We start from the raw sequence: 23950 nt of genomic DNA on the forward strand, positions 1-23950 counted from the left end.
GGGCCCGCAGGTACTCGCCGATCGCCTTGCCCACCTGGTCGACCCGCAGGTTCGACGAGCCGCCGGTGCCGAGCAGACCGCGCAGCACGAAGTGCACGGCCCGCAGGTGCGGGAACTCGTGCCGCACGACGTCGAGGTCCTTGACCTCCGGCAACAGCCGGCGCAGCTCCGATGTGGACAGTGCGGTGCGCAGCCACGGCCACGCGCGCTCGTCGGACACCCACACGCCGACGTTCGAGTTGCCGCCCTTGTCGCCGCTGCGGGCGTGCGCGATCACACCCAGCGGCGCCCGGCGAACCCGTTGTGTCACTGGCGTTTCCACCGGTTCGGGGTGCACGGGTTGCGGCGAAAGCGCGGTCTGGGGCGGCGGTGCCACCTCGATCGTGCGGCCGTCGCCGAACACGACGCGGTGGGCCACCGCGGTCACGGGCAGCGTCGCGGGCCAGTAGTCGATGCGCGGCCGCGGCGAACCGGGCATCGTGGTGCCGCCGTCGTGGTAGAAGCCCGGAATGCTCTGCAGGTACAGGCTGAGCAGGCGTTGCGGAAGATTGAGCCGCACCAGCGTTTCACGGTCCTTCGCGGTCGCCATCACCCGCAGCGCGACCGTGGCGTCCCACTGGGTCTCGGGATCCTCCGCGGCCGTGCCGATCCTGGTGAGGTCGAGGTCCTCGATCCCGTCGGGGAGGTCCCGGGTGAGCTGCGCACGCAGCAGCTCGATCTTGGCGTCGACGTCCGGCGCGGTGACGTAGACCGTGTTCACGAGCGAGAAACCGAGCAGGCCGAACACCGCGACCTTCGTCGTCGGCGGGGGCGGCGACCCGGTGACGCCCGAGATGCGCACCCGGTCGGGCCCTTCCCGGTGCAGGCGCAGGGTGTCCAGGTGCACGGTGACATCGGGGTTGAGGTAGCGCGGGCCCTGGATCTCGTACACGATCTGCGCGGTCACGGTGTCGACGGTGACCTCGCCGCCGTCGCGCGCGTGCTTGGTGATCACGCTGCTGCCGTCGGCGGCGATCTCCGCGATCGGGAAGCCGGGCGTCACCCCGTTCGCGATCCGCGTGAAGCCCGAGAAGTTGCCGCCCACGGCGTGCGGGCCGCATTCGATCACGTGTCCCGCGGCGACGGCCCCGGCCAGCGCGTCCCAGTCGTCCGGGCGCCAGCCGTGCCACCACGCCGCCGGCCCGGCGGTCAGCGAGGCGTCGGTGACGCGCCCGCAGACCACGATGTCCGCGCCCTCGGCGAGCGCGGCCGCGATGCCCCAGCCACCGAGATAGGCGTTGGCGGCCAACGGTTCCACGCCCCACGACGACAACGGCTGCCCGGTGTCGAGGTGCTCCAGCCGGTGCCCGGCGCCGGCGTACTCGCCGAGCCGGGAGACGACGTTGTCGCCCTCGATGTGGGCGACGGTGAGCGTGACCCCTTCGGCCTCGGCGAGTTCGCGCACGGCGGTGGCGAGCCCGGCGGGGTTGAAGCCGCCCGCGTTCGTGACCACCTTGACCCCGCGTCCGGCAAGCGCGCGGAGGTTCGGGCGCAGCTGGCCGAGGAAGTACTCGACGTAGCCGAGACCGGGGTCCTGGCGGTGGCGCCCGGCGAGCGCGGCGAGCGTGACCTCCGCCAGGTAGTCGCCCATCAGCACGTCGACCGGGTCACCGGCCACCGCCTCGTCCAGGGCCGTAAAGCGGTCGCCGAGGTAGCCGGAGAAGTTGGCGATGCGGATCGGGCGCTTCATCGGTTCCTCCTCGGGCGAGCCCAGGAGCTCGACTCTAGGAAGCCCCGGCGGGGCGAGTCAATCGCCGGCCGCTGTCACAGTGCCCGCACGGACACCTCCCCGAACGAGGTGCGGCCCGCCGGGGTCGAGCTCTGCAACCCGACGTAACTGCGCGGCGGGATCAGCGTCGGGTCCACAACGGACAGCACCACGCGGTCGTCGTCGTACAGCGTCAACGCCGAGCCCTGCACCGCGAACCGCAGCCGGTGCGGGACGTCCGGCGCGATGTCCGACGCCGTTCCGGTGCCCGCCAGCTTCGTGTTCACCCCGTCGGCCAGCACCCCGATCGCGTACTGCTGCCCCCACGACGCGATGCCCGCGTAGTAGTAGTTCTGGCGGTCGGTGCAGCGCGTCATCAACACCGCGTCGCGGTCGGCCACGGCGCTGCTGTGCGGGGTGACCTCGGCCGCCAGCTCGTAGTCCAGTACCGGGATCACCACGTTGCCCTGCAACGTCTGCGTGGCACCGGAGACCGCGTTGCCCAGTGACGTGACGCGGTTTCCGCCGACCTCGAACGACGCGCCGCTCGGGATCGCCGTGCCCTGCGTCATCGTCCACTTCGCGGGGTCGACGATCTCCTGCCCGTCGCGCCACACCGCCAGTTCGATCGTCTCGTTCCAGCCGGGGCGGTTGTTCTTCGCGTTGTAGTAGACGTAGTCGGTGCCCTCGTGCCGCACCACGAACTGGCGGTAGATCATCCCGTCCTCGGGGCCACCCGCCACGCCGAGGTCGAGGTCGAGGTTCGCGCGCTCCAGGTGCCAGGAGATCCCGTCGCGCGAGAGCAGCTTCCCGCCGCGGGACGGGTAGTCCGCCTGCCAGCCCAGCACGCGCATCTCGTACCCGCCGTCGGCCGTGCGGCGGACGTTCGGACCACCGATGCCGAACGACGCCCAGCCGCCGTCGCGCATCGGCCGGACGATCGGGTTGCCCGCGTACTTCGTCCACGGGCCGGCCGCGTTCTTCGCGGTGGCGTAGCAGATGTACTCGGGTTCACCGCCCGCCGAGGCGATCTTCCCGGCGGTGTACCAGATCTTCCACGTGCGCTCGCGCGGGTCGTAGTACAGCGCCGAGTTGTAGATGTAGTCGTCCTCCCAGGGCATCGTCGACTCCAGGACGACGCCGTGCTTGGTCCACGGCCCGCCCGGCTGCGCCGCGGACGCGTAGTGCACGCGGCCCCTGCCCTCGGCGTCCACGCCGAAATACGTCATGTGCCACGTGCCGTCGAGGTACACCACGCTGGGCTGGTTCAGGTTGTTGTGCTCGGTGTCGAGTGTCCGGGACAGCACCGGCTCCGCGGCCCTGGTCCAGGTGACGCCGTCCTCGCTCGTGGCGTAGCCGACGTAGTACAGCGAGCCGTACCACATCTTGAACCGCGGCCCGCCGCCCGTCGCGTAGACCAGGCACGGATCCTGCAGCAGCGAGGTCTCCCACGGCAGGGACTGGCTCATGACGGTGCCGTGCCGCTGCCAGCCGCTGATCGCGCCGAACGTGTCGCGCAGCAGCACCTGACCAGCGCGCGCGGCGGGCGCGGCGCTCGCGGTCAGAGGGTGCAGCAGGGGAGCGGCGGACAGCGCGGCGCCCGCGCCGAGGAAGAGTCGTCGAGAGTGCTGGGACATCGGTGTTCTCCTTCTCCCGGTGCCGCGGGCGCGGCGGAAAGCGCTTTCTCCCGAGGCCCATCCTGCCGCCGGTGCGGCGGTCCGTCACTACTCCGTCCGCCGTGCTGGCGCTGCGTGACCGGCAGCAGCGGCTCGCCGACGTGCTGGTTCCGTGAAAACCCTCGGCTTCCGGCGTCCGCCGGGGCATGATCGGGAGCGTGCCCCGCCGGGGGCGGGGAACTCGTCACAACGGGAAGGAGCGTCCGGTATGGAGGTCGGGAACGCGGTCGCCCTCGTCACCGGGGGTGCCTCCGGGCTGGGGCAGGCGACGGTGCGGGAGCTGCACGGCCGGGGAGCGAAGGTCGTGATCGTGGACCTGCCGTCGTCGCGGGGCGCGGAGGTGGCCCGGGAGCTCGGCGACGGGGTGGTGTTCGCCGCGGCCGACGTCACCGACGAGGCGCAGGTGACCGCCGCGCTGGACACCGCCGACGGGCTGGGTGACCTGCGAATCGCGGTGAACTGCGCCGGGATCGGGAACGCGCACCGGACGGTCGGCAAGCAGGGCCCGTTCCCGCTGGACGCGTTCACGAAGGTGCTCACCGTGAACCTGGTCGGCACGTTCAACGTGATCCGCCTGGCGGCCGAGCGCATCTCCCGCACCGAGCCGGTGGGGGAGGAGCGCGGCGTCATCGTCAACACGGCATCGGTGGCGGCGTTCGACGGGCAGATCGGGCAGGCCGCGTACTCCGCGTCGAAGGGCGGCATCGTCGGGATGACGCTCCCGATCGCGCGGGACCTGGCGAGCCTGAAGATCCGCGTGGTCACGATCGCGCCCGGACTGTTCCACACCCCGCTGTTCGCGGGGGCACCGGAGAACGTCGTCGCGTCGCTGGGCGCGCAGGTGCCGCACCCCGCCCGCCTCGGCGACCCGGCGGAGTTCGCCGCGCTGGCCCGGCACATCGTGGAGAACCCGATGCTCAACGGCGAGACCATCCGCCTCGACGGCGCCATCCGGATGGCGCCGAAATAGGGGTCAGCGGGCGGCCCGAGTGAGGAGGTCGCGCACCGCGGCGGCGGCCGCCGGAGCGTCCTCCCACACCGGGTTGTGTCCGGTGTGGACGGTGCGCAGCTCACAGTCCGGCAGTCGCGCCGCGAGGGTCTCGGCGTCGGCGAACGAGCGGGCGCGATCGTGCACGCCGTGCAGAACCGTTGCGGGGCAAGCGATCCCCGGCAGGTCAGGCGTCAGGTCGCGGTCCCGCTGGCTGCTTGGCGGAACGCGGGCGGCACCGGCTCCGCGAACGACCGGTCGAGCACGGCGGCGTGCAGGCCTGGACCCCACGCGGTCGCGATGGTGCCGAGGATGCTGTCCACGTCCCCGCGCATGTGCGCGCCGGTGTTGGCCAGCAGGAGCCCCGAAACCAGCTCCGGCCGCACCGCGGGTGCCGTCTGCCATCACCGCTATGGTCCAGACCTTATACGGAAAGACTCTTTACAAACTCGACCGCCGTTCCCTACCGTGAGGCGTGGAGGGGCTGACCCGAAGGAGTGTGTTCCGTGGAGGCAGTCAACGGCAGGACCCGTCGCGGACGGAGCAGGACACTGGCGATGCTGGCGGGCGGCGCCCTCGCCGTCACCACCGCACTCGCCGCGGCCCCGGCGTCCGCGAGCGCCGCGCTGAACCCGGACGTCGCGCCGGGCGGCAACTTCGACCTGTCGGTGTGGGAGCTGCAGCTGCCGATCGGCTCGCCGGGTTCGCCGACGACGATCGGCCCGTCGCAGCTGAAGGGCGCGAACGGGTACAGCAACCCGGCGTACTTCTGGACCGACAAGAACGACGGGTCGATGACCTTCTGGGATCCCGAATCCGGGGTGACCACGCCGAACTCGAACTACGCGCGCACCGAGCTGCGGGAGATGAACTCCAACGGCAGCGCCGCCGACTGGTCGCTGTCCGGCACGCACACGCTGTCCGCGCGGCTGCGCGTCGTCTCGGTGACGTCGAACGTCTGTGTCGGCCAGATCCACCTCGGCAGCGGCGGTTCGTCGACGAAACCGCTGCTGGAGCTGTACTACCACGCCAACGGTGACGTGGTGCTGGGCCTGGAGAACTCGCCCAGCGGCGGGCAGACGCTGCACACGCTGACGAACGTGCCGCTCGGCACGCAGTGGAGCTACGTGATCGCGATCGTCGGCGGCAAGATCCAGGTGACGGTCAACGGCCAGGCGAACTCGTACCCGATCGCGTCGGGTTTCTCCGCCTACCACCAGTACTTCAAGGCCGGCGACTACAACCAGTCCTCGTCCAGCAGCACCAGCAACGGCGCCAAGGTGAAGTTCTACTCCCTCACCGTGGCGCACAGCTGAACACGGGCGGCCGCTGTTCCCCGCGGAACGGCGGCCGCCTCCGCTCATGTCCGGCGGGCGTGGCAGGCGCGCGGACGTCCGGCGCCGGTCGTTCGGGCAAGTTCCTCAAGTCTTCCCCAAGTGTCCTTGTCGCGGTCCGCGCCCCGGCTCACGATCGCCGCAGCGGGTGATCACGTGGGAGGACGGTCTCGATGGGCACTGCGATGGGCACTGCGACGACCTACCGGATCTTCGGTGACGTGGAAGTGGACTTCCCCGACGGGGAGGTCGTGCTCGGGCGCGGCGTGGACCGCTGCCTGTTCGGGCTGCTGGTGCTGCGGGTGAACCGGGCGGTGGACATCGACACGCTGATCCACCTGCTGTGGGGAGAGCAGCCGCCCCGGTCGGCGCGCAAGCAGGTCACGAAGGCGGTGGCGCGGATCCGCCAGCGCACGACGCGGTCGGACGCGGCGGTGCTCACCATCGGCGCCCGGTACCAGTTCACCGCCGATCCGCTCAGCGTCGACCTGCACCGCGCGGTGCACCTGCTCGGCCGGGCGCGCTACGAGGCGTCGCCGGGCGTGGCGCGTGGCCTCGTCGCGCAGGCCGTGGCGCTGGAGAAGGGACCGGTGCTGGAGGAGTTCGCGAACGAGCGCGTCCAGGAGTTCATCGACGCGACGGTGGGCGCGGATCTCGCCGCGCTGGCCGCCGCCCGCGAGGAGCTCACGGCCGCGTACCCGGCGGCCGCCTAGTCTTGCGGGACCTCCGGGAGGACGGTGACCTGCGGCTGAGCCGCCGCCCAGCTCCGCAGCCGGTCGTCGACGGAGCCGTAGATCTCGGCCGCCATCAGCTCCGCGCAGCCGGCGACCCGTTCCAGCAGGGCGGCCGCCCGCTGGTTGTGCGCCACCCCCGCCGCCGGGTCGGTGTACTGCTCGATCACGGTGTAGCTGCCCTGGCCCGCCGAGAACCAGCGGTAGGTGAGGGTGCCGGGCTCGTCCCGCGCCTGCTCCCGCAGCGCCAGTGCGAGCTGCTCGAACTCGGCCCGCCGCCGCGGCGGCACCTCGAACCGGGCGCGGACGAAGAAGCTCACGTCCGCATCTTCCCGCCGCGGGGGCGGAAAGGGAACGAGCCCGGCCGATCCGGGGGGATCGGCCGGGCTCGCCGGGGGAGTGCGATCAGGAACGGGCGAGGTCGAAGCGGTCGAGCTCCATGACCTTCGTCCAGGCCGCGACGAAGTCCGCCACGAACTTCTCGCGGGCGTCGTCACTGGCGTAGACCTCCGCCAGCGCACGCAGCTGCGAGTTCGAGCCGAAGACCAGGTCGACCGCGGTGGCGGTCCACTTCACCTCGTCCGTGCTCACGTCGCGGATCTCGTACACGTTCTCCTCGGACTCCGACGCCTTCCACCGGGTACCCGGCGAGAGCAGGTTGGCGAAGAAGTCGTTGGTCAGCACGCCGGGCTGCTCGGTGAACACACCGTGCTTGCTGCCCCCGAAGTTGGCCCCGAGCGCACGCAGGCCGCCGACGAGGACGGTCATCTCCGGCGCCGTCAGGTTCAGCATGTACGCGCGGTCGACGAGCAGCACCTCCGGCTGCAGCTTCTCCCCGGCACGCAGGTAGTTGCGGAACCCGTCGGCACGCGGCTCCAGGAACTTGAACGACTCGACGTCGGTCTGCTCCTGGCTGGCGTCCGTGCGACCCGGGTGGAACGGCACCGTCACCTCGACGCCGGCGTCACGCGCGGCCTTCTCGACGGCGGCCGAACCGGCCAGCACGATCAGGTCGGCGAGTGAGATCTTCGCGCCGCCGGCCTCGTTGAACTCGCGCTGGATGCCTTCGAGCTTCTCCAGGACCGGCGCGAGCTGCTCGGGCTGGTTGACCTCCCAGCTGCGCTGCGGCTCCAGGCGGATCCGCGCCCCGTTCGCGCCGCCGCGCTTGTCGGTGGAGCGGAAGCTCGCGGCCGACGCCCAGGCGGTGGAGACCAGCTGCTCGGTGGTCAGGCCCGACTCCAGGACCTTCGCCTTGAGGGCGGCGATGTCGGAGTCGCCCACCAGCTCGTGGTCGACCTCGGGCACCGGGTCCTGCCACAGCTGCGGCTCGGGGACCCACGGGCCCAGGAAGCGGCTGACCGGGCCCATGTCGCGGTGCAGCAGCTTGTACCACGCCTTGGCGAACGCCAGCGCGAACTCGTCCGGGTTCTCCATGAACCGGCGGGAGATCGGCCCGTACACCGGGTCGAACCGCAGCGCCAGGTCCGTGGTGAGCATGGTCGGCTTGTGCTTCTTGTTCGGGTCGTACGGGTCCGGGATGATCTCCGGCGCGTCCTTCGCGACGTACTGCTTGGCGCCGCCGGGGCTCGTGGTGAGCTCCCACTCGTAGCCGAACAGGATCTCGAAGAAGCGGTTGCTCCACTCGGTCGGCTTGTCGGTCCAGGTGACCTCGAGGCCACTGGTGATCGTGTCCGGGCCCTTGCCGGTGCCGTGGGTGCTGAGCCAGCCGAGGCCCTGCGCCTCCAGCGGGGCGGCCTCGGGCTCCGGGCCGACGTGGTCGTCGGCGATGCCGGCGCCGTGGGTCTTGCCGAAGGTGTGGCCACCGGCGATCAGCGCGACGGTCTCCTCGTCGTTCATCGCCATGCGGCCGAAGGTCTCGCGGATGAAGTGGGCCGCCGCCATGTAGTCCGCGCTGCCGCGGGGACCCTCGGGGTTGACGTAGATGAGGCCCATCTCGGTGGCACCCAGCTCGGGCACCATCTCCGTGTCGGCGACGTAGCGCTCGTCACCCAGCCAGTCGTCCTCCGGGCCCCAGAAGATCTCCTCGGGCTCCCAGGTGTCGACGCGGCCGAAGCCGAAGCCGAAGGTCTTGAAGCCCATCGACTCCAGCGCGACGTTGCCGGCGAGCACCAGCAGGTCGGCCCACGAGATCTTCTGGCCGTACTTCTGCTTGACCGGCCACAGCAGGCGGCGCGCCTTGTCCAGGTTGGCGTTGTCCGGCCAGCTGTTGAGCGGCGCGAACCGCTGCCCGCCGTCGCCCGCCCCGCCGCGGCCGTCGAAGGTGCGGTAGGTGCCCGCGGCGTGCCAGCTCATGCGGATCATCAGGCCGCCGTAGTGGCCGAAGTCGGCGGGCCACCAGTCCTGCGACGTGGTGAGCACCTGCTCGATGTCACGCTTGAGCGCGTCGACGTCGAGCTTGGCGAACTCCTTGGCGTACTCGAAGTCCGGCCCCAGCGGGTTGCTCTTCGACGAGTGGGCGTGCAGCACCGAGAGGTCGAGCTGGTTGGGCCACCAGTCCCGGACGGTGTGCGGACGCCCCGACGACTTCGGGGTCGGCGAGTCGATCGCCGGGTTCTCGCTCTCACTGCCGTGGGAGGTCACGGAGTCGTGCGCGACCGGGCACCCGGCCGCCGCCTTCTTGTCCACCCCCTGTGCGCTCGACGGGGTGTTGTCCTGGGTGTCGCTCATCTGCAGCCTTTCCGAGCTAGCCGATCATTGGGGGGTGCTTGCGGCCGCGCATTCGGGGCAGGTGCCCCAGAAGACGACCTCCGCTTCGTCGATCATGTAACCGTGGTCGTCCGAAGCGGTGAGACAGGGGGCGTGACCGACGGTGCAGTCGACGTCCTCGATGGCGCCGCAGGAGCGGCACACGACGTGGTGGTGGTTGTCGCCCACACGGGTCTCGTAGCGCGCGTTGGCGCCGGCGGGCTGGATGCGCCGCACGAGCCCCGCGTCGGTGAGCGCGCGCAGCACGTCGTACACCGCCTGGTGTGAGACGGTGGGAAGCTCGTCCCGCACCAGCGCGATGACCCTTTCGGTGTCGACATGCGGATGCTCCCGCAGCGCGGCGAGCACCGCCAGCCGCGGGCGCGTCACCCGCAACGACACCGCGCGCAGCTGCGCTTCCAGGTCCGCCGTCACGCCATGAACCCTAGTCCAGTTGTCTGGAACAAATCAAGTTTCGCTTCGGGGTGTTTCGGGTGCTGTTCCGGCTGCGGTGACGGCGAGCAGCCCAGCAACCACACGCCGAGGTAGGCGTTGAGGAGGATGCCGTCAGCGGGTAGTGGTGGTGGGCCGTGGGCCAGTTCCGGTAGTGAATGGGGCCAGGTCTTCGGAGACGAGGTTCTCGCCACCGCGATTCTCGGCCGCTCCTGCACCATTGCGAAGTGATCGCCATCAACGCGCCGCGGAGGCCCTCGTGACGATGACTGCCGATGATCTTGACGTGGCAATCTCCACCATGGCGGAGACACTGCGCCCAGCGACTGACCGAGACTGGCGGGCAACGCCCGGAACGGGGGACTGGGACAGCTGGCACACCGCCGAACACATCGGCGATTGCCTGATCTCCTATGCCGGCCAGCTCATCGCCCAGCCCAGCACCCGCTACGTTCGCTTCCTCGCCGCCGCAGACGAAGACGCTACGCCGGCGGAAGTGCTGGAGTTCGCTGCGACCGGTGGCGGAATCCCCGCCGCGACCCTACGCACGGCAGCGCCATCCGTTCGCGCTTATCATCCCACCGGCATCGCGGATCCCGCCGGCTTCGCGGGCATGGGATGCGTCGAAACTCTCGTGCACGCTGAAGACATCGCACGAAATCTCGGTCTCACCCTCAACCCACCACGCGACCTCTGCGCACGTGTCCTCGCCCGGATGTTCCCGCACGCGGCCGCCGACGTCGCCGGCGTGGACCCATGGACAGCGCTGCTTTGGGCCACCAACCGGGCCGAACTACCCGGCCGTCCGCGACAAACCCACTGGCGTTGGCGCGGCGAACCCCTGGACGCCTGAACTCCCGCTCAAGGAGCCTGTCTGCCCATCAGGTGTCCGGCGACCACAGCGCCGGTTCACCGGAACTCCAGCAGGCACCGCTGCCCGGTCAGGTCGGTCACCGTGCCGAGGACGAGGCCGTGGGCGGACCCGAGGGCCTCGAACTCCTCCACCCGTCGTTCGCGGCCGCCGAAGATGGTGAGCATCGCGAGGTCGAACTCGGTGCTCGCGCGGCGGCCGCCGACCGGTTCGACCACCAGCACGCGCCCCGCCGGGGGAAGGGCCTCCACGCAGCGCGCCAGGATCCGGTGGGCGTGCTCGTCGTCCCAGTCGTGCAGGATGTCGCACAGAAGGTAGGCATCCGCGCCCGGCGGGAGCGGGTCGAAGAAGCTGGCGGCCGTCGTCCGGGCCCGGCCGGCGACCGCGCGCAACGTCTGCCTCGCCTCCGTCGCGGTGGGGTCGAGGTCGACGAGGTGCCCGTGCAGGCGGGGATGCGCGGCCAGGATCGCGGCCAGCAGGGTGCCGCGCCCGCCGCCGACGTCGACGATCGTCGTGAAGCGGCCCCAGTCGTAGCCCGCGACGATGGCCGGGACCTGTTCGCGCAGGCGCCGGGTCATCTGCTCGTCGAACGACTCGCGCAGGTGCGGGTGTCCGGCGAGGTCGGCCCAGAAGTCGCGGCCGTGATGGCGGGCGTAACCGGCTTCGCCGGTGGTGACGCTGTGCAGGAGCTCGACGAACGCCAGCTCCGCGCGGCCACCGGCCAGGTCCAGGTGCAGGAAGTTGGTCAGGCCGTTGTCGGCGTCGGTGCACAGTGCCGCGCCGTACCCGGTGGTCCGGTAGCCGTGCGGCACGCGTTCGACGATCCCGAGCGTCGCGAGGTGGTTCAGCAGGAGGCCGAGCGCCACCGGTGACAGGCCGAGTTCCGCGGCGACCTCCTCGGTTCCGGCGCCGTCGCCGCGCAGCCGGTCGGGAAGCCCCAGCGTCACCGCGACCCGCAGCGCCATGGGGGTGGCCAGCCCGGCCAGCTTCCGGATCTCGGCGACGTCCTCGTGCACGGGAATTACTCTGGCACCAGCGTCAACGGCTCCGCACCGGAACATCCACCGACAGGTGCGGTGACAGCGCGCGGAGGAAGTCCGGCGCGTCGAACATCGCGCCTGCCGACGCGACTCCCGTGGTCCTGGTGCGGCCGGTGAGGACCCGCTCGACCGCCTCCACCGCGAGCGGCGCGCTCACCGCGTAGATGTCCTGCCCCCGGGCGCTCACCCGGCGTTCCGCGCCACCGGTGCGAACGAGGACGTCGACGACGAAGGTCTGCGCGGAACGCCCGCGCTCGTCGACGGCGACCGGCGCCGAGCCGGCCGACAGGTCGGCGGCCCCCTGCACGGTCATGTACGTCCGGACCTCCGGCACGGCCAGATGGCTGGGCACGGTGACGACGTCGGCCATGGTGAACTCGCCGAGGACGTTCTGCGGGCCGAGCGGAGCCGGGAACCGCCACTCGGACCTCGGCAGCGCGTCGTCGTGGTACTGCAGCCGTCCGCCGGTGTAGCGGACCCGGCGGCCACCGCGCCGCTGCCCCGAGACCACGCCCGCGGCGAGCGTCCCGGCCGTGGGATGCCAGCTGTCCAGGCCGTAGGCGATGTGGACCTCGTCCGCCGCCGTCCGGTCCGCCATCGCGGTGGTGACCAGCAGGTCCCCGAGGCCGCCGAAGAAGGCCATCGCCGGCACCACCATCCCGCCCGCCGCGCGCTCCGCGAAGTGCGTGAACGTGTCCACGTTCGCCTCGATCTCGGCCGCCACGTCCACGTAGGGGATGCCCGCGCGCAACGCGGCCTCGATAAGCGGGGCACCGGTCGTGGCGAAGGGCCCGGCGCAGTTGATCACGGCGGCGGCGCCGTCCAGTGCGCGGTCGAGCGACGCCGGGTCGTCGGACGACGCCTGCCGCGCCTCCAGTTCCGGCCCGGCCATCGTCCTCAGCTTGTCCCCGTCGCGGCCGAGGAGCAGCGGAACGTGCCCGCGCTCGCGCAGCTCCGCGACCACGAACCGGCCGGTGTGCCCGTACGCCCCGAACACCGCCACCTGCTGACCCCTGAAGTGCTCCATGGCGGCAATCCTGTCCGGCGCGGGCCCCGCTGCCCAGTGTCCGGAACGACGAGACCCGTACAGTTTCGGACATGAACTCCGTCGCGGTCGCCGCCACCGACGGCATGCTGCACTTCGAGCTGTCCCTGGCCTGCGAGGTGTTCGGTGCCGTCCCGGCCGCGCTGCCCGGCCCCTGGTACGACGTGAGCGTGTGCGGCACGCACCCCGTCCGGGTCGGCCGCTTCCTGCTGGAGCCGGATGCCGGGCTGGACCGGCTGGCGCGGGTCGGCACCGTGATCGTGCCCGCGCTGGCCGACGTCGGCGAGGAGCCGCCCGCCGAGCTGGTGGCCGCGGTGCGGGCGGCCCACGAGTCGGGCGCGCGCGTGGTTTCCCTGTGCACCGGGGCTTTCGTGCTCGCCGCGGCCGGACTGCTGGACGGGCTGCGCGCGACGACGCACTGGGCGCACACGGCGGAACTCGCGGCGCGCTACCCGCGGGTGGAGGTCGACCCGGACGTGCTCTACGTCGACAACGGCAGCGTGCTGACCTCCGCGGGCAAGGCCGCCGCGATGGACCTGTGCCTGCACCTGGTGCGCCGCGACCACGGTTCGGCAGTGGCCAACGTGGTGGCCCGCCGTCTCGTCGTGCCGCCGCACCGCGAGGGCGGCCAGGCCCAGTTCGTCGCCACGCCGGTGCCCGCCCAGGACGGGCATCCCCTCGCCGGCCTGCTGCCCTGGGTGCTGCGGCGGCTGGACCAGCCGCTCACGGTGGAGGACCTGGCCCGCCAGGCGAACCTGAGCTCCCGCCATCTCGCCCGGCACTTCCGCGCGGTCACCGGGACGACGCCGTTGCGGTGGTTGCTGGCGCAGCGGATCCGCCGCGCGCAGGAGCTGCTGGAGACCACCGGCGACAGCGTGGACGCGATCGCCTCGGCGGCGGGCATGGGCACCGCGGCGACGCTGCGCCGCCACTTCCACCGCGCGGTCGGGGTGCCGCCGGACGCCTACCGCCGCACGTTCCGCGGCGCGGGGTGAGACACAGTCCACTGCGGACCGCCGTCCCACGATGTGGGTTTTGTCGGTGGGCCCGTTTAGGGTCGAAGACGAGTGATCTTCGACCGAGGAGTGTGGGGACGTGGGCTGGAGCCGGAACATCCGAGCGGCCGCGCTGGTGGCGGTGGCCGCCGCCGGGCTGGCGGCGTGCGGGGGCGGTGGTGACCAGTCCGCCGCGCCGGGCAAGGGCGGGGCGCCCGTCGTCGTCGCGTCGTTCAACTTCACCGACAGCCAGATCCTGGCGGAGCTCTACGCGGGCGCGCTCGAGGCGAAGGGCTATCCGGTCACCCGCAAGCTGAACCTGGGCTCGCGTGAGCTGATCTACCCGTCGCTGAAGTCGGGGGAGCTGCAGTTCGTGCCCGAGTACCAGGGCGCGGCCATCACCACCGGCTTCGGCCAGGAGGCGGTGAAGGACGCCGAGGGCGAGCACGCGCAGCTGGCCAAGCTGTTCGAGCCGGAGGGCGTCGGGCTGCTGAACTACGCGCCCGCCGAGGACAAGGACGTGTACCTCGTCAAGGCCGACCTCGCGAAGTCGAAGGGGCTGGCCACGATCAGTGACCTGAAGAAGCTGGACAAGGTGGTACTGGCCGGTGGCCCGGAGTGCCAGACGCGGCTGCCGTGTTTCCGCGGCTTCCAGGAGGTCTACCACCTGACGAACGCGACTTTCCAGACGGTGCAGGAGATCGGGCCGCGCGTGCAGGAGCTCGACTCCGGTGCGGCCACGGTGATCCCGGTCGACTCGGTGAGCCCGGTGGTCGGTGACCCGAAGTACGTGGTGCTCAAGGACGATCTCGGCATCGAGCCCACCGAGAACGTGGTGCCCGCGGTGAGCCGGAAGGTGCTCGACGAGCGGGGCGCGGACTTCGCGAACGTGGTCAACGCGGTGAGCGCGAAGCTGACCACGGACGAGCTGCGCGCGTTGAACTCGCGGGTCGACTCCGACGGTGAGGCGGCCGCCGACGTGGCGAAGGACTGGCTTTCCCAGCAGGGCTTGGCCTGATGGGGGAGCTGCACTTCGCCGCGTTCGTCTGGCCCAACGGGTACCACGAGTCGGCGTGGCGGGTCGTCGGCGACGACGTGCGCGGTGTCCTTGGGCTGCCGTACTACGCGGAGATCGCGCGCACCGCCGAACGCGGGCTGCTGGACAGCGTCTTCCTGGCCGACAACATCGCGATCGCCGAGTACCGCGCCACCCACCTGCCGCAGACGCAGTTCGACCCGGTCTCCGTGCTGTCGGCGCTCGCCGGGGTCACCGACCACATCGGACTGATCGGCACGGGTTCCACCACCTACGGCAAACCGTGGGAGCTGGCCCGCCGGTTCGCCACGCTCGACCATCTCAGCGGTGGCCGCGCGGGCTGGAACATCGTCACCACGGTCACCCCGCTGGCCGCGGCGAACTACGGCGAGACAGCGCATCCCGGGCACGCCGACCGGTACGAGCGCGCCCACGAGTTCGTCGACGTCGTCACCCGGGCCTGGGACAGCTGGGAGGACGACGCCGTCGTCGGTGACCGCGAGCGCGGGATCTGGGCGGATCGCGCCAAGCTGCACGCGCCGCGCTTCCACGGCCGGTTCTACGACGTCGAGGGGATCCTGCCGTTCCCGCGTTCGCCGCAGGGGCACCCGGTGCTGGTCCAGGCGGGACAGTCACCGGCGGGGGTCGCGCTGGCCGCCCGGTACGCCGAGCTGGTGTTCTCCGGCCCGCCGTCGCTCGAAGCCGCGGTGGCGTTCCGCCGCGACCTCCACGCCCAGGCGGCCGCTGCCGGCCGCGATCCGGCCCACGTGCTCGTCCTCCCGGCCCTGATGATCACCCTCGGCGGCACCGAGGCCGAGGCGCGGGAGAAGGCGCGGCGGCTGGAAGACCTGGCGAGCCCGGAGTTCCGCTGGCAGAACGTGCTCTACACCGCGGGCCTCGACCCGGACGCGTTCGACCCGGACGTCCCGTTGCCCGCGCGGCTGTGGACGGGACAGGCCGCGCCGTCGAGCCGCGCCGAGCAGCTCTACGCGGCCGCCCGCGCCCGGCCGGACGCGTCGCTGCGGGAGCTCACCCGCGATCTCAAGAGCGGCGCCGGCCAGTACCACTTCGCCGGGACGCCCGAGCAGCTCGCGGACCACATCCTGACGTGGCAGCACGCCGGGGCGGTCGACGGGTTCACCATCATGGGCTCGACGCTGCCGTACGAGCTGACGGCGTTCGTCGACTCGGTGGTGCCGCTCCTGCAGCGCAAGGGCCGCTTCCGCACGGAGTACTCGGGCGCCACCCTCCGGGACCACCTCGGGCTGCCGCGCCCGGGAGCGGGGAGCGGCCGTTGATCACGCTCCGCAACAGGGTTTCGCGGTAGGCGGGTGGTGCGCCACTATCGGACGGGTGGACCAGACAACCGAAGCGGCGCCCCGCTCGAACCTCCGGCAACGGCACGTCCGCATGATCGCGCTCGGCGGCATCATCGGCGCCAGCCTGTTCATCGGCAGCGGGGCCGTGATCCACACGGTCGGCCCGGCCGCCGTGCTGTCCTACGCGATCGGGGGCCTGCTGGTGGTCCTCGTCATGCGGATGCTCGGCGAGATGGCCGCCGCCTCGCCGCGGCTGGGTTCGTTCATGGAGTACGCCCGTGAGTCGCTCGGCGGCTGGGCGGGCTTCACGATCGGCTGGCTGTACTGGTACTTCTGGGTCGGCGTGGTGGCGTTCGAGGCCGTCGCGGGCGCGAAGATCCTCGTCGGCTGGGTGCCCGCGGTGCCGCAGTGGGTGTTCTCGCTGGTCCTGATGATGCTGCTGACGGCGACGAACCTGGCGTCGGCGCGGTCGTTCGGGGAGACCGAGTTCTGGCTGGCCTCGATCAAGGTGGCCACCATCGTCGTGTTCCTGGTGCTGGGGCTGCTCTTCGTGCTGGGCTGGTGGCCGCACGCCACCTTCTCGGTCGGCAACATCGGGCTCGACGGGTTCTTCGCCACCGGCGGTTTCTCGGTCGTGCACGGGGTGGTCATCGTGATCTTCTCCTACTTCGGCACGGAGATCGTCACGATCGCCGCCGCCGAGTCCGCGGAGCCCGCGAAGGCCGTCACCAAGGCGACCACCACCACGGCCTGGCGGGTGATCCTGTTCTACGTCGGTTCGGTGGCGCTGATCGTGATGATCACGCCGTGGCGCGACGTGCCCAGCGACACCAGCCCGTTCGCGGCCGCGTTCGGGCGGTTCGGCATCCCGGCGGCGGAAACGATCGTGAGCGCGGTGGTGCTGACCGCCGCGCTGTCGGTGCTGAACTCGGGGCTGTACACGGCTTCCCGCATGCTCTTCGCGCTCCGGCGGCACGGCTGGGCGCCGCGGTGGATCGCCGACACCAGCAGGCGGGGCGTGCCGTGGAAGGCGATCCTGCTGTCCACTGTGGTCGGTTACCTGGCGGTGATCATGAGCTACGTCGCGCCGGACACCGTCTTCTACTTCATCATCAACTCGGCGGGCGCGGTGGCGCTGTTCGTGTACGCCATCATCGCGGGTTCGCAGCTGCGGATGCGCCGCCGCCTCGAAGCGGAGGCGCCGGGCAGGCTGAGCCTGCGGATGTGGGGCTATCCGTGGCTGACGTGGGTCACGCTCGCCGCCACCCTGGCCGTGGTGGTGTCGATGCTGTTCGTGGCGGACGCGCGCTCGCAGCTGTACCTGAGCGTGCTCAGCCTCGCGGTGATCCTGCTGCTGTACCCGCTGGTCCGCCGCCGGAGCGAAGCCGCCGCCGGGCACCGATGAGTTCCGCCGCGGCCCGGGGTCTGCACGGGTAACACACCCCGGACCCCAGCGAGGAACCCCATGACCGCCGTACTCGATCCGCCGTCCACCGGGCGCGTCCAGCGCACCCCCACCGTGGTGCGCCTGCTGGTGCTGGCCACCTTCGTCGTGATCCTCAACGAGACCATCATGGTCAACGCGATCCCGCGGCTGATGGACTCGCTGCACGTCACCGAGCAGTCGGCGCAGTGGGTGTCCACCGCGTTCATGCTCACCATGGCCGCGGTGATCCCGGTGACCGGCTGGTTCCTGCAGCGGGTCACCACCCGCCGGGCCTTCGCGGTCGCGATGGGCGTGTTCCTCGCCGGCACCGTCCTGGCGGCCGTGGCGCCGTCGTTCGCGGTGCTGCTGGCCGGGCGGATCGTGCAGGCCGCCGGCACGGCCGTGATGATGCCGCTGCTGATGACCACCCTGATGACCGTGGTGCCCGAGCACGACCGCGGCCGCGTGATGGGCAACGTCACGCTGGCGATGTCGGTCGCGCCCGCGCTCGGCCCGGCGGTGTCCGGGCTGATCCTGCAGGCCGGCTCGTGGCGGCTGCTGTTCGTCGTCGTCGCACCGATCGCGGCGGTCGTCATGCTGGTCGGGCTGCGCAGGGTGCGGGACGTGGGTACGCCGCAGCCGGGCTCCCTCGACTGGCCGAGCGTCGTCCTGGCGGCACTCGGGTTCGGGGGCGTGGTGTACGGGCTGAGCCTGTTCGGCGGCAGCGGCGGCGCCGGGCTCGGCATCGCGGTGGTCGCCGTCGGGCTCGGGTCCATCGCGGTGTTCGTGTTGCGCCAGCGGAGGTTGCAGCGCACCGGCGAGCCCCTGCTGGACCTGCGCATCCTCGGGCACCGCACCTACGTGCTCGCGCTCGCGCTGATGTCGGTCGCCTTCCTGGCGATGCTCGGCTCGATGATCCTGCTGCCGATCTACCTGCAGCACGTGCGCGGGCTGAGCCCGCTGCAGACCGGCCTGCTCGTGATGCCCGGTGGCCTGGCGATGGGCCTGCTGGGCCCGGCCGCGGGCAAGGTGTTCGACCGGTTCGGCGGCCGGGTGCTGGTCCTGCCGGGCTCGGCCGGGATGGTGCTCGCGCTCGCCGGGTTCACCCAGGTCTCGCTGTCGATGCCGTACTGGCAGGTGCTCGCCCTGCACACGCTGCTGATGGTGAGCCTCGCGGCGATGTTCACCCCGCTGTTCACCCTCGGCATGAACGCGCTGCCGCCGCACCTGTACTCCCACGGCAGCTCGATGCTCGGCACCCTGCAGCAGGTGGCCGCCGCGTTCGGCACCGCGCTCGTCGTGACCGTGCTGTCCGCGCGCAGCGGGCAGCTGGTCGCCGAGGGCGTCGCGCCGGTGCCCGCGCAGCTGAGCGGGATGCGGCTGGCCTTCGTCGTGGCCGCGGTGCTCGCCCTGCTGACGGTCGCGGTGGCGGCGAAGCTGCCGCGCTCCAGCGACGTCTCAGCGTGACCACGCCGCGCCGGCTCCTCGATGAAGCCGACGAGGTCCCGGTCGCACCGGCAGCCCTGGGCGAACGCCGCCCAGGGCCGGGCGAACCGCGACTGCCTGCGGGCCAGCCGACCGCCCGGCCGGAGCACCCGCGCGACCTCGGCGAGCACGCACCCGACGTCCGGCACCGTGCACAGGACCAGCGTCGACACGACGGTGTCGACGCTGCCGTCCGCGAACGGCAGGGCGTCGGCGGACGCCGGGACCGTCCGGAGCACGGGCCGGGTGGCCGCCCGGTGCTCCAGCCGCCGGTACATCGCCGGCACGGGCTCGGTGAGGACGACCTGCCCGGCCACCGCCGGGTAGTGCTCGACGTTGAGACCGGTGCCCGCGCCGATCTCCACCACCGTCCCGCTCGCGCGCCGCAGCAGCGCGGCCCGGCGCGCGGCCAGGCCCAGCCGCTCGCCGCGGCGCAGGAACAGCTCGTACAGCGCCGCCCCGAACCGCTCCCGGACCCCGTCCCGCGGCGCCGTGGCAACCCCTTCGGTCATGGCTTCTCCCTCCACTCGCCGACAGTCCACCCGACCACGCCCATGCCCTTCCGCTGGCCCGATCGGGCCACCTGGGCTCCGGAAGATGGTGGCTGAGGAACCCCTTGTGCGCTTCGCGAACGCGGGCGGCGCACGGTGGCGTGGGCTGTCGGACGGTGCCGGACCGGTGATCACCGCACTGGCCGAGGAAGTCGCCGCGCTCGGCGCCGTCGTCGACGAGGCCGGTGAGCGGGTCAGCCTGCTCGGCGGGTCGTCCGGCGGTTGTGTCGACACTCGTGGTGCACCCGCACCGCGGCCGCCGCCTACGCCGCGAAGGCCGGGCTCAGCTGACCGCGCGCTCGTACGCCGTCTCGATGGAGTAGTCCTTCTGCGGCCCGGTGACCCGCATTCGGATGGTGAACCGGTTGTCGTCCGGGAACTCGTAGCGCCCGGCGTAGGTGTCCGCGCCGCACAGGTGCACGTCGGAGGCGGCGCCGCCCGGTTCGTCCAGCCGCAGCACGTGGAAGGTCCGCGGCGGCCCGGGTTCGGCGAAGCAGATGCGGATCTGCCCCTCCTCCAGCCGGTAGTGGTACTCGCGGAAGACCTCCAGCGACTGTCCGCTGTGGAGGGTCAGCCGGCCGTCCTCCCGGTAGTGCAGCAGGCCGGCGCCGGCCGGGCGGAAGCGGGCCGAGCCGGTCATCCGGCCGATGCCGGGCAGCACCCTGGTGATCGTCCACTCGCCCGGCAACGCGGCGAACAGCCGCGCCTCGGGCCGGACCTCGCTCGTCATCCCGTTCCCTCCCGCCCTGAGGATATCCGCGACAGGACCGCGACGTGCCGCGGACGGGGTCCGGACACGGCCCCGGCACCGTCGGCGCCATGACGTTCGTGCGTGCGCACCTGCCCGCCCTGGACGGGGTGCGCGGGGTCGCCATCCTCGGGGTGCTGCTGTTCCACAGCGGCGTCCTGCCGGGCGGGTTCCTCGGGGTGGACCTGTTCTTCGCCCTGTCCGGCTACCTCATCACCGGTCAGTTGCTGCGGGAGGCCGGCACGACGGGAACGGTGTCGCTGGTCGCCTTCTGGGGCCGGCGGATCCGGCGGCTGCTCCCGGCGCTGGTGGTGCTGCTGACCGTGGTCACCGTGCTGGTCCGGCTGGTGGCCCCACCCGACGTGGTCCGGACCACGCTCGCGGACGGCCCGTGGGTGCAGGCGAACCTGGTCAACTGGCACCTGCTCGCGGAGTCGTCGAGCTACTGGGACCGGTTCGGGCCGGGCCGGGTGTTCGAGCACCTGTGGAGCATCGCGGTCGAGGAGCAGTTCTACCTGGCCTGGCCGGTGCTGCTGCTGGTCCTGGCCCGCGGCGCACGGCGGCGCCGGGTCGCGGTCTTCGCCGCCCTGGCCTCCGTCGCGTCGCTGGCGTTGATGGTCGCGCTCGCCGACCCGGCCGACCCGACCCGCGTCTACACCGGCACCGACACCCGCGCGTTCTCCCTGCTGCTGGGCGCACTCGTGGCCACGTGGCCGGTCCGCGAGGCGGGCCGCCGGGCCGGTGCCGTGCTGCTCCTGCTGGTGGCCGGGCTGGGCGCGGTGTGGGTGCTCGCCGACGGCGTGCGGGCGACCTGGCTGTTCGAGGGTGGCCTCTTCGCGCACTCGCTGGCCTCCGCGCTGCTGATCGGGCTGTGTGCCCGGGCGCCGCACACGCTCGTCGCCCGGGCTCTCGCCTGGCGGCCGCTGCGCTGGACCGGGGAGATTTCCTACAGCCTGTACCTGTGGCACTGGCCGGTCTTCGTGCTGTTCCCCGCGCAGCCCGCGGTGGTGTTGTGCGTTGTCTCGGCCGGCTTGGCCGCGTTGTCGAAGTACCTGGTGGAAGATCCCGTCCGGTTCCACGCGAAGTGGGCCAGGGGACGAGCCGGCGCGGCCGCGTTCGCGGCGGTCATGACAGGCCTCGCCCTGCTGTGGGTGGTACTGCCCGCGCCGGCCCCGCCGCCGGTCGAGGTCACGGAGCTGGGCACGTTCGCCGCCGGTCCGACTCCGGGCTCGCCAGGGTGAACCCGACCTGCGCCTGGTCGTTCCGCGAACCGCCGCTCTGCACGTGCACCCCGAGCGCGGTGCAGACGATCTGGTCGATGCCCAGCGCCGTCACGTCGCGCGCCGCGAGCGGCACGCTGAGCTGCACCAGGCCCGGCGCCGTGGTCACCACGACCCGCGTCGTCGTGACGGAGGTGATTTCCGTGTGCAGACCCGAACTCCCCGGGCCCTGCAGCAGCAACGACACGGCCTCGGAGATCGAGCCCAGACGGCCGGTTGCGCGCAGCTGGGGCCGCAGCTGGTGGTTCGCGTCGACGAAGTACAACGTCACCCCGGGCGCCACGCCGGTCGGGGCCTCGCCGCCGTCGGCAGGCCCGGTGGGCTCGACGCCGCAGGCCGTCAGCAGCAATGCCAGCAATGCCAGCAATGCCCTTGCCAGCAAGCAGATCCGTTTCACCGGTCCTCCCCGTTCCGCGGCAGCCGCAGTACGAACCGCGCCCCACCGCCGTCCGCGTTGCCCGCGCTGAGGTCGCCGCCGTGCAGCCGGGCGTTCTCGAGCGCGATGGCCAGCCCGAGCCCGCTGCCGGGAGTGCGGGTACGGGCGGTGTCGGCCTTGTAGAAGCGGTCGAACACGTGGGGCAGCACGGTTTCCGGCAGGCCCGGCCCGCTGTCGGTGACCTCGACGGACACCTGGTCGGGCGAGGCCGACACGTGCACGCGGACCGGCGGCGCGCCGTGCCGCAGCGCGTTGCCGACCAGGTTCGCGAAGACGACGTCGAGCCGGCGCCGGTCCGCCCGCAGCGAAACCCGTTGCGGCGCCACGAGTTCCACTCGGTCCAGCCAGCCGCGCGCCCGCAGGCAGTCCCGCACGGCGGCGGTCACGTCGACCTCCTCCAGCCGCAGGTGCGCGGTTCCGGCGTCGAAGCGGGAGACCTCCATCAGGTCCTCGACGAGCCGGACCAGCCGGGCGGTCTCGGTGATCGCCAGCTGCGCGGACTCCCGGGCCTCCGGCGTCATCCCGTCCGCCGTCGCCGCCAGCACCTCGACCACGGCGGTCATCGTGCTCAGCGGCGTACGCAGCTCGTGCGAGACGTCGGCGGCGAACCTCCTGGCGTCGGCCCGCAGCCGCTGCTGTGCCGCCATCGACGCCTGCACCGACTCGGCCATCTCGTTGACCGTGACGGTCAGTTCGGCCAGCTCGTCGGCTCCCCGGGGCGGGGACCGCGCGCCGAGGTCACCGGCGGCGAGCCGCCGCGCCGTGTCGCGCAGTTCGCGCACCGGGCGCACCACGCTGCGCGCGGCCAGCAGCGCCAGCAGCACCGCGACCGGCAGCGCCAGCGCGGCGGTGCCGATCGCGGTCCGGGCGAGGGCGTTCAGCTGCTGCTCGACTCCGCTGAGGTCGCGCAAGGCGTACACCTCGATGCCGGACGGCGTCCGCGTGCCGTCCGGCGCGGTGACCATGACCGGGGTACCGACCAGCAGCCACGGGACACCACCGGCGGTGATCCGCTGCGTGACGAGCCGGTCGTGCACGGCGGCACGCAGCGCGTCGGTGACCAGGCCCGTGGCGCCGTCGCCCGCCCGCAGCTCGCGGTAGGTCACCAGCGTGTCCGGACCGACCGCCGCGCGCAGGCGGTCGAGCGCGGCCTGATCCGGGGGATAGGTCAGCTGCGGGGCGGCCGCGGCGATCTGGCCGGACAGCGTTTCGGTGAGCCGCTGCTGGGCCGAGGTGACCAGCGCGGTGCTCGCCGAACCGGCGCTCGACCAGGCCACCGCGGCGGCGGTGAGGACGGCCACCAGCACGAAGGCGACCAGCAGCCGGGCCCGCAGCCCGCGGGGCCACAGCCTGCTCATACCGGGCCGAAGCGGTAGCCGAACCCGCGCACGGTCTGCACGTACTCCGGGGCCGCGGGCTCGGTCTCGATCTTGGCGCGCAGCCGCTGCACGCAGTTGTCGACCAGCCGGGAGTCGCCGAGGTAGTCGTGCTCCCACACCTGTTCCAGCAGCTGCTGCCTGCTGAACACCCGGCCCGGCGCGCGCGAGAGGGTCAGCAGCAGCCGGAGCTCGGTCGGGGTCAGCGGCACGGGTTCGCCCCGCAGGGACACCGTCACCGCCACCGGGTCGATGGCCAGGTCGCGGTGCACGCGCCTGCCTTCGGCCGGGCCGGTGCCGCGGCGCAGCACCGCGCGGATCCGCGCGTCGAGCACGGTGGGCCGGGCCGGTTTCACCACGTAGTCGTCGGCGCCGGCGGCGAGGCCGCCCACCACGTCGAAGTCGTCGCCCCGCGCGGTCAGCATGATCACGGGCACCTCGCCGGCCGTCCGGATCCGGCGGCACACCTCGAACCCGTCGATGCCGGGCAGCATCAGGTCGAGCACCACCAGGTCCGGTGTGGACGAGCGGAACTCCCGCAGCCCGTCCTCCCCGGTCTCGGCGGTGCGGACCCCGTGCCCGTGCCGGCTCAGCGCGAGCTGGAGCCCGCGCCGGACCAGGGGATCGTCCTCGATGAGCAGAATCGACGCCACCGGCCCAGTATCGCCGCGGCCCGGCCGCACCGGTGATCCTGGGACACAACCGCG

23 protein-coding genes and 1 pseudogene are annotated in these 23950 nt (G+C 72.2%); 10 read left to right on the top strand and 14 right to left on the bottom strand.

Going from position 1 to position 23950, the window contains the following annotated elements:
• Both FHX82_RS35485 and FHX82_RS35490 read right to left on the bottom strand, forming a co-directional pair.
• On the bottom strand, positions 1-1729 hold a 1729-nt coding region (locus tag FHX82_RS35485), incomplete at its 3' end, for an acyclic terpene utilization AtuA family protein (protein WP_183177039.1).
• A 74-nt stretch (positions 1730-1803) separates the two neighbouring features.
• The gene (locus FHX82_RS35490) at positions 1804-3384 is read right to left on the bottom strand and encodes a glycoside hydrolase family protein (RefSeq protein ID WP_145935294.1); all 1581 of its coding nucleotides are present in this window, start codon (positions 3382-3384) and stop codon (positions 1804-1806) included.
• Between the two features lie 247 nt (positions 3385-3631).
• Here FHX82_RS35490 and FHX82_RS35495 point away from each other — a divergent pair, with 247 nt between their 5' ends.
• Positions 3632-4393, top strand: coding sequence for a 3-hydroxyacyl-CoA dehydrogenase (locus FHX82_RS35495; RefSeq protein WP_145935293.1), 762 nt, complete (start codon positions 3632-3634; stop codon positions 4391-4393).
• Positions 4394-4396: 3 nt separating this feature from the next.
• On the opposite strand, the gene FHX82_RS35500 is transcribed toward FHX82_RS35495, so the two are convergent.
• Together FHX82_RS35500 and FHX82_RS35505 are read right to left on the bottom strand one after the other, a co-directional pair.
• A complete protein-coding gene (locus FHX82_RS35500; protein WP_183177040.1) occupies positions 4397-4558 on the bottom strand; it encodes an alpha/beta fold hydrolase family protein in 162 nt (53 codons plus the stop codon).
• A 47-nt stretch (positions 4559-4605) separates the two neighbouring features.
• Complete coding sequence (locus FHX82_RS35505) at positions 4606-4797, bottom strand: hypothetical protein (RefSeq protein ID WP_145935292.1); 192 nt, start codon at positions 4795-4797, stop codon at positions 4606-4608.
• Positions 4798-4917: 120 nt separating this feature from the next.
• Between FHX82_RS35505 and FHX82_RS35510 the strand changes: the two genes are divergently transcribed.
• Together FHX82_RS35510 and FHX82_RS35515 are read left to right on the top strand one after the other, a co-directional pair.
• Complete coding sequence (locus FHX82_RS35510; RefSeq protein ID WP_229880681.1) at positions 4918-5727, top strand: polysaccharide lyase family 7 protein; 810 nt, start codon at positions 4918-4920, stop codon at positions 5725-5727.
• Positions 5728-5918: 191 nt separating this feature from the next.
• A complete protein-coding gene (locus tag FHX82_RS35515) occupies positions 5919-6458 on the top strand; it encodes an AfsR/SARP family transcriptional regulator (RefSeq protein ID WP_145935291.1) in 540 nt (179 codons plus the stop codon).
• Here FHX82_RS35515 and FHX82_RS35520 read toward each other — a convergent pair.
• The 3 genes from FHX82_RS35520 to FHX82_RS35530 form a co-directional block, all read right to left on the bottom strand.
• Entirely contained in the window at positions 6455-6796 is a 342-nt protein-coding gene (locus FHX82_RS35520; protein WP_145935290.1) for a putative quinol monooxygenase, read from the bottom strand. The two genes, FHX82_RS35515 and FHX82_RS35520, sit on opposite strands and share 4 nt — an antisense overlap.
• A gap of 85 nt (positions 6797-6881) precedes the next feature.
• The gene (katG, locus tag FHX82_RS35525) at positions 6882-9164 is read right to left on the bottom strand and encodes a catalase/peroxidase HPI (RefSeq protein WP_145935289.1); all 2283 of its coding nucleotides are present in this window, start codon (positions 9162-9164) and stop codon (positions 6882-6884) included.
• Between the two features lie 24 nt (positions 9165-9188).
• Complete coding sequence (locus FHX82_RS35530) at positions 9189-9617, bottom strand: Fur family transcriptional regulator (protein WP_145935288.1); 429 nt, start codon at positions 9615-9617, stop codon at positions 9189-9191.
• A 283-nt stretch (positions 9618-9900) separates the two neighbouring features.
• On the opposite strand from FHX82_RS35530, the gene FHX82_RS35535 reads away from it, so the two are divergent.
• Positions 9901-10488, top strand: coding sequence for a maleylpyruvate isomerase mycothiol-dependent enzyme family protein (locus FHX82_RS35535; RefSeq protein WP_221216956.1), 588 nt, complete (start codon positions 9901-9903; stop codon positions 10486-10488).
• Between the two features lie 56 nt (positions 10489-10544).
• On the opposite strand, the gene FHX82_RS35540 is transcribed toward FHX82_RS35535, so the two are convergent.
• Together FHX82_RS35540 and FHX82_RS35545 are read right to left on the bottom strand one after the other, a co-directional pair.
• A complete protein-coding gene (locus tag FHX82_RS35540; protein ID WP_444541921.1) occupies positions 10545-11528 on the bottom strand; it encodes a methyltransferase in 984 nt (327 codons plus the stop codon).
• Positions 11529-11544: 16 nt separating this feature from the next.
• Positions 11545-12573, bottom strand: a complete 1029-nt coding sequence (locus FHX82_RS35545) for a saccharopine dehydrogenase family protein (RefSeq protein WP_145935285.1) — start codon at positions 12571-12573, stop codon at positions 11545-11547.
• A gap of 71 nt (positions 12574-12644) precedes the next feature.
• Between FHX82_RS35545 and FHX82_RS35550 the strand changes: the two genes are divergently transcribed.
• The 5 genes from FHX82_RS35550 to FHX82_RS35570 all read left to right on the top strand — a co-directional run bounded on the left by FHX82_RS35550 (position 12645) and on the right by FHX82_RS35570 (position 18834).
• Complete coding sequence (locus FHX82_RS35550) at positions 12645-13586, top strand: helix-turn-helix domain-containing protein (RefSeq protein WP_145935284.1); 942 nt, start codon at positions 12645-12647, stop codon at positions 13584-13586.
• A 100-nt stretch (positions 13587-13686) separates the two neighbouring features.
• Positions 13687-14604 (top strand): ABC transporter substrate-binding protein, encoded by a 918-nt coding sequence (locus FHX82_RS35555; RefSeq protein ID WP_145935283.1) that lies wholly within the window; start codon positions 13687-13689, stop codon positions 14602-14604.
• The gene (locus FHX82_RS35560; RefSeq protein ID WP_145935282.1) at positions 14604-15920 is read left to right on the top strand and encodes an NtaA/DmoA family FMN-dependent monooxygenase; all 1317 of its coding nucleotides are present in this window, start codon (positions 14604-14606) and stop codon (positions 15918-15920) included. The genes FHX82_RS35555 and FHX82_RS35560 overlap by 1 nt, the downstream gene beginning before the upstream one ends.
• Positions 15921-16032: 112 nt before the next feature.
• On the top strand, positions 16033-17346 hold the full coding sequence (locus FHX82_RS35565; RefSeq protein WP_145935303.1) for an amino acid permease: 1314 nt from the start codon (positions 16033-16035) through the stop codon (positions 17344-17346).
• Positions 17347-17406: 60 nt separating this feature from the next.
• Positions 17407-18834, top strand: a complete 1428-nt coding sequence (locus tag FHX82_RS35570) for an MDR family MFS transporter (RefSeq protein ID WP_145935281.1) — start codon at positions 17407-17409, stop codon at positions 18832-18834.
• A 161-nt stretch (positions 18835-18995) separates the two neighbouring features.
• Here the strand turns inward: FHX82_RS35570 and FHX82_RS35575 are convergent.
• Together FHX82_RS35575 and FHX82_RS35580 are read right to left on the bottom strand one after the other, a co-directional pair.
• Positions 18996-19364: pseudogene (locus FHX82_RS35575) on the bottom strand (class I SAM-dependent methyltransferase); the annotation flags it as partial.
• 322 nt (positions 19365-19686) lie between these two features.
• Entirely contained in the window at positions 19687-20133 is a 447-nt protein-coding gene (locus FHX82_RS35580; protein ID WP_145935280.1) for a DUF6314 family protein, read from the bottom strand.
• An 89-nt stretch (positions 20134-20222) separates the two neighbouring features.
• Here FHX82_RS35580 and FHX82_RS35585 point away from each other — a divergent pair, with 89 nt between their 5' ends.
• A complete protein-coding gene (locus tag FHX82_RS35585; protein WP_145935279.1) occupies positions 20223-21392 on the top strand; it encodes an acyltransferase family protein in 1170 nt (389 codons plus the stop codon).
• On the opposite strand, the gene FHX82_RS35590 is transcribed toward FHX82_RS35585, so the two are convergent.
• The 3 genes from FHX82_RS35590 to FHX82_RS35600 are packed head-to-tail and all read right to left on the bottom strand — an operon-like array spanning position 21340 to position 23896.
• Entirely contained in the window at positions 21340-21828 is a 489-nt protein-coding gene (locus FHX82_RS35590) for a hypothetical protein (protein WP_183177041.1), read from the bottom strand. The genes FHX82_RS35585 and FHX82_RS35590 overlap by 53 nt on opposite strands.
• A complete protein-coding gene (locus FHX82_RS35595; RefSeq protein ID WP_145935278.1) occupies positions 21825-23225 on the bottom strand; it encodes an ATP-binding protein in 1401 nt (466 codons plus the stop codon). Before FHX82_RS35595 ends, FHX82_RS35590 begins: the two co-directional genes overlap by 4 nt.
• The gene (locus FHX82_RS35600) at positions 23222-23896 is read right to left on the bottom strand and encodes a response regulator (protein WP_145935277.1); all 675 of its coding nucleotides are present in this window, start codon (positions 23894-23896) and stop codon (positions 23222-23224) included. Before FHX82_RS35600 ends, FHX82_RS35595 begins: the two co-directional genes overlap by 4 nt.
• Positions 23897-23950 lie beyond the last annotated feature (54 nt).

This window comes from Amycolatopsis bartoniae, assembly GCF_014191255.1.
GTDB lineage: Bacteria > Actinomycetota > Actinomycetes > Mycobacteriales > Pseudonocardiaceae > Amycolatopsis_E > Amycolatopsis_E bartoniae.

Excerpts from the sequence above, each read along its gene's own strand:
- katG (WP_145935289.1), bottom strand. The coding sequence starts at position 9,164 with ATGAGCGACACCCAGGACAACACCCCGTCGAGCGCACAGGGGGTGGAC.
- FHX82_RS35565 (WP_145935303.1), top strand. The coding sequence starts at position 16,033 with ATGATCGCGCTCGGCGGCATCATCGGCGCCAGCCTGTTCATCGGCAGC.
- FHX82_RS35545 (WP_145935285.1), bottom strand. The coding sequence starts at position 12,573 with ATGGAGCACTTCAGGGGTCAGCAGGTGGCGGTGTTCGGGGCGTACGGG.
- FHX82_RS35580 (WP_145935280.1), bottom strand. The coding sequence starts at position 20,133 with ATGACGAGCGAGGTCCGGCCCGAGGCGCGGCTGTTCGCCGCGTTGCCG.
- FHX82_RS35515 (WP_145935291.1), top strand. The coding sequence starts at position 5,919 with ATGGGCACTGCGATGGGCACTGCGACGACCTACCGGATCTTCGGTGAC.
- FHX82_RS35490 (WP_145935294.1), bottom strand. The coding sequence starts at position 3,384 with ATGTCCCAGCACTCTCGACGACTCTTCCTCGGCGCGGGCGCCGCGCTG.
- FHX82_RS35585 (WP_145935279.1), top strand. The coding sequence starts at position 20,223 with ATGACGTTCGTGCGTGCGCACCTGCCCGCCCTGGACGGGGTGCGCGGG.
- FHX82_RS35495 (WP_145935293.1), top strand. The coding sequence starts at position 3,632 with ATGGAGGTCGGGAACGCGGTCGCCCTCGTCACCGGGGGTGCCTCCGGG.
- FHX82_RS35535 (WP_221216956.1), top strand. The coding sequence starts at position 9,901 with ATGACTGCCGATGATCTTGACGTGGCAATCTCCACCATGGCGGAGACA.
- FHX82_RS35560 (WP_145935282.1), top strand. The coding sequence starts at position 14,604 with ATGGGGGAGCTGCACTTCGCCGCGTTCGTCTGGCCCAACGGGTACCAC.
- FHX82_RS35570 (WP_145935281.1), top strand. The coding sequence starts at position 17,407 with ATGACCGCCGTACTCGATCCGCCGTCCACCGGGCGCGTCCAGCGCACC.
- FHX82_RS35595 (WP_145935278.1), bottom strand. The coding sequence starts at position 23,225 with ATGAGCAGGCTGTGGCCCCGCGGGCTGCGGGCCCGGCTGCTGGTCGCC.
- FHX82_RS35550 (WP_145935284.1), top strand. The coding sequence starts at position 12,645 with ATGAACTCCGTCGCGGTCGCCGCCACCGACGGCATGCTGCACTTCGAG.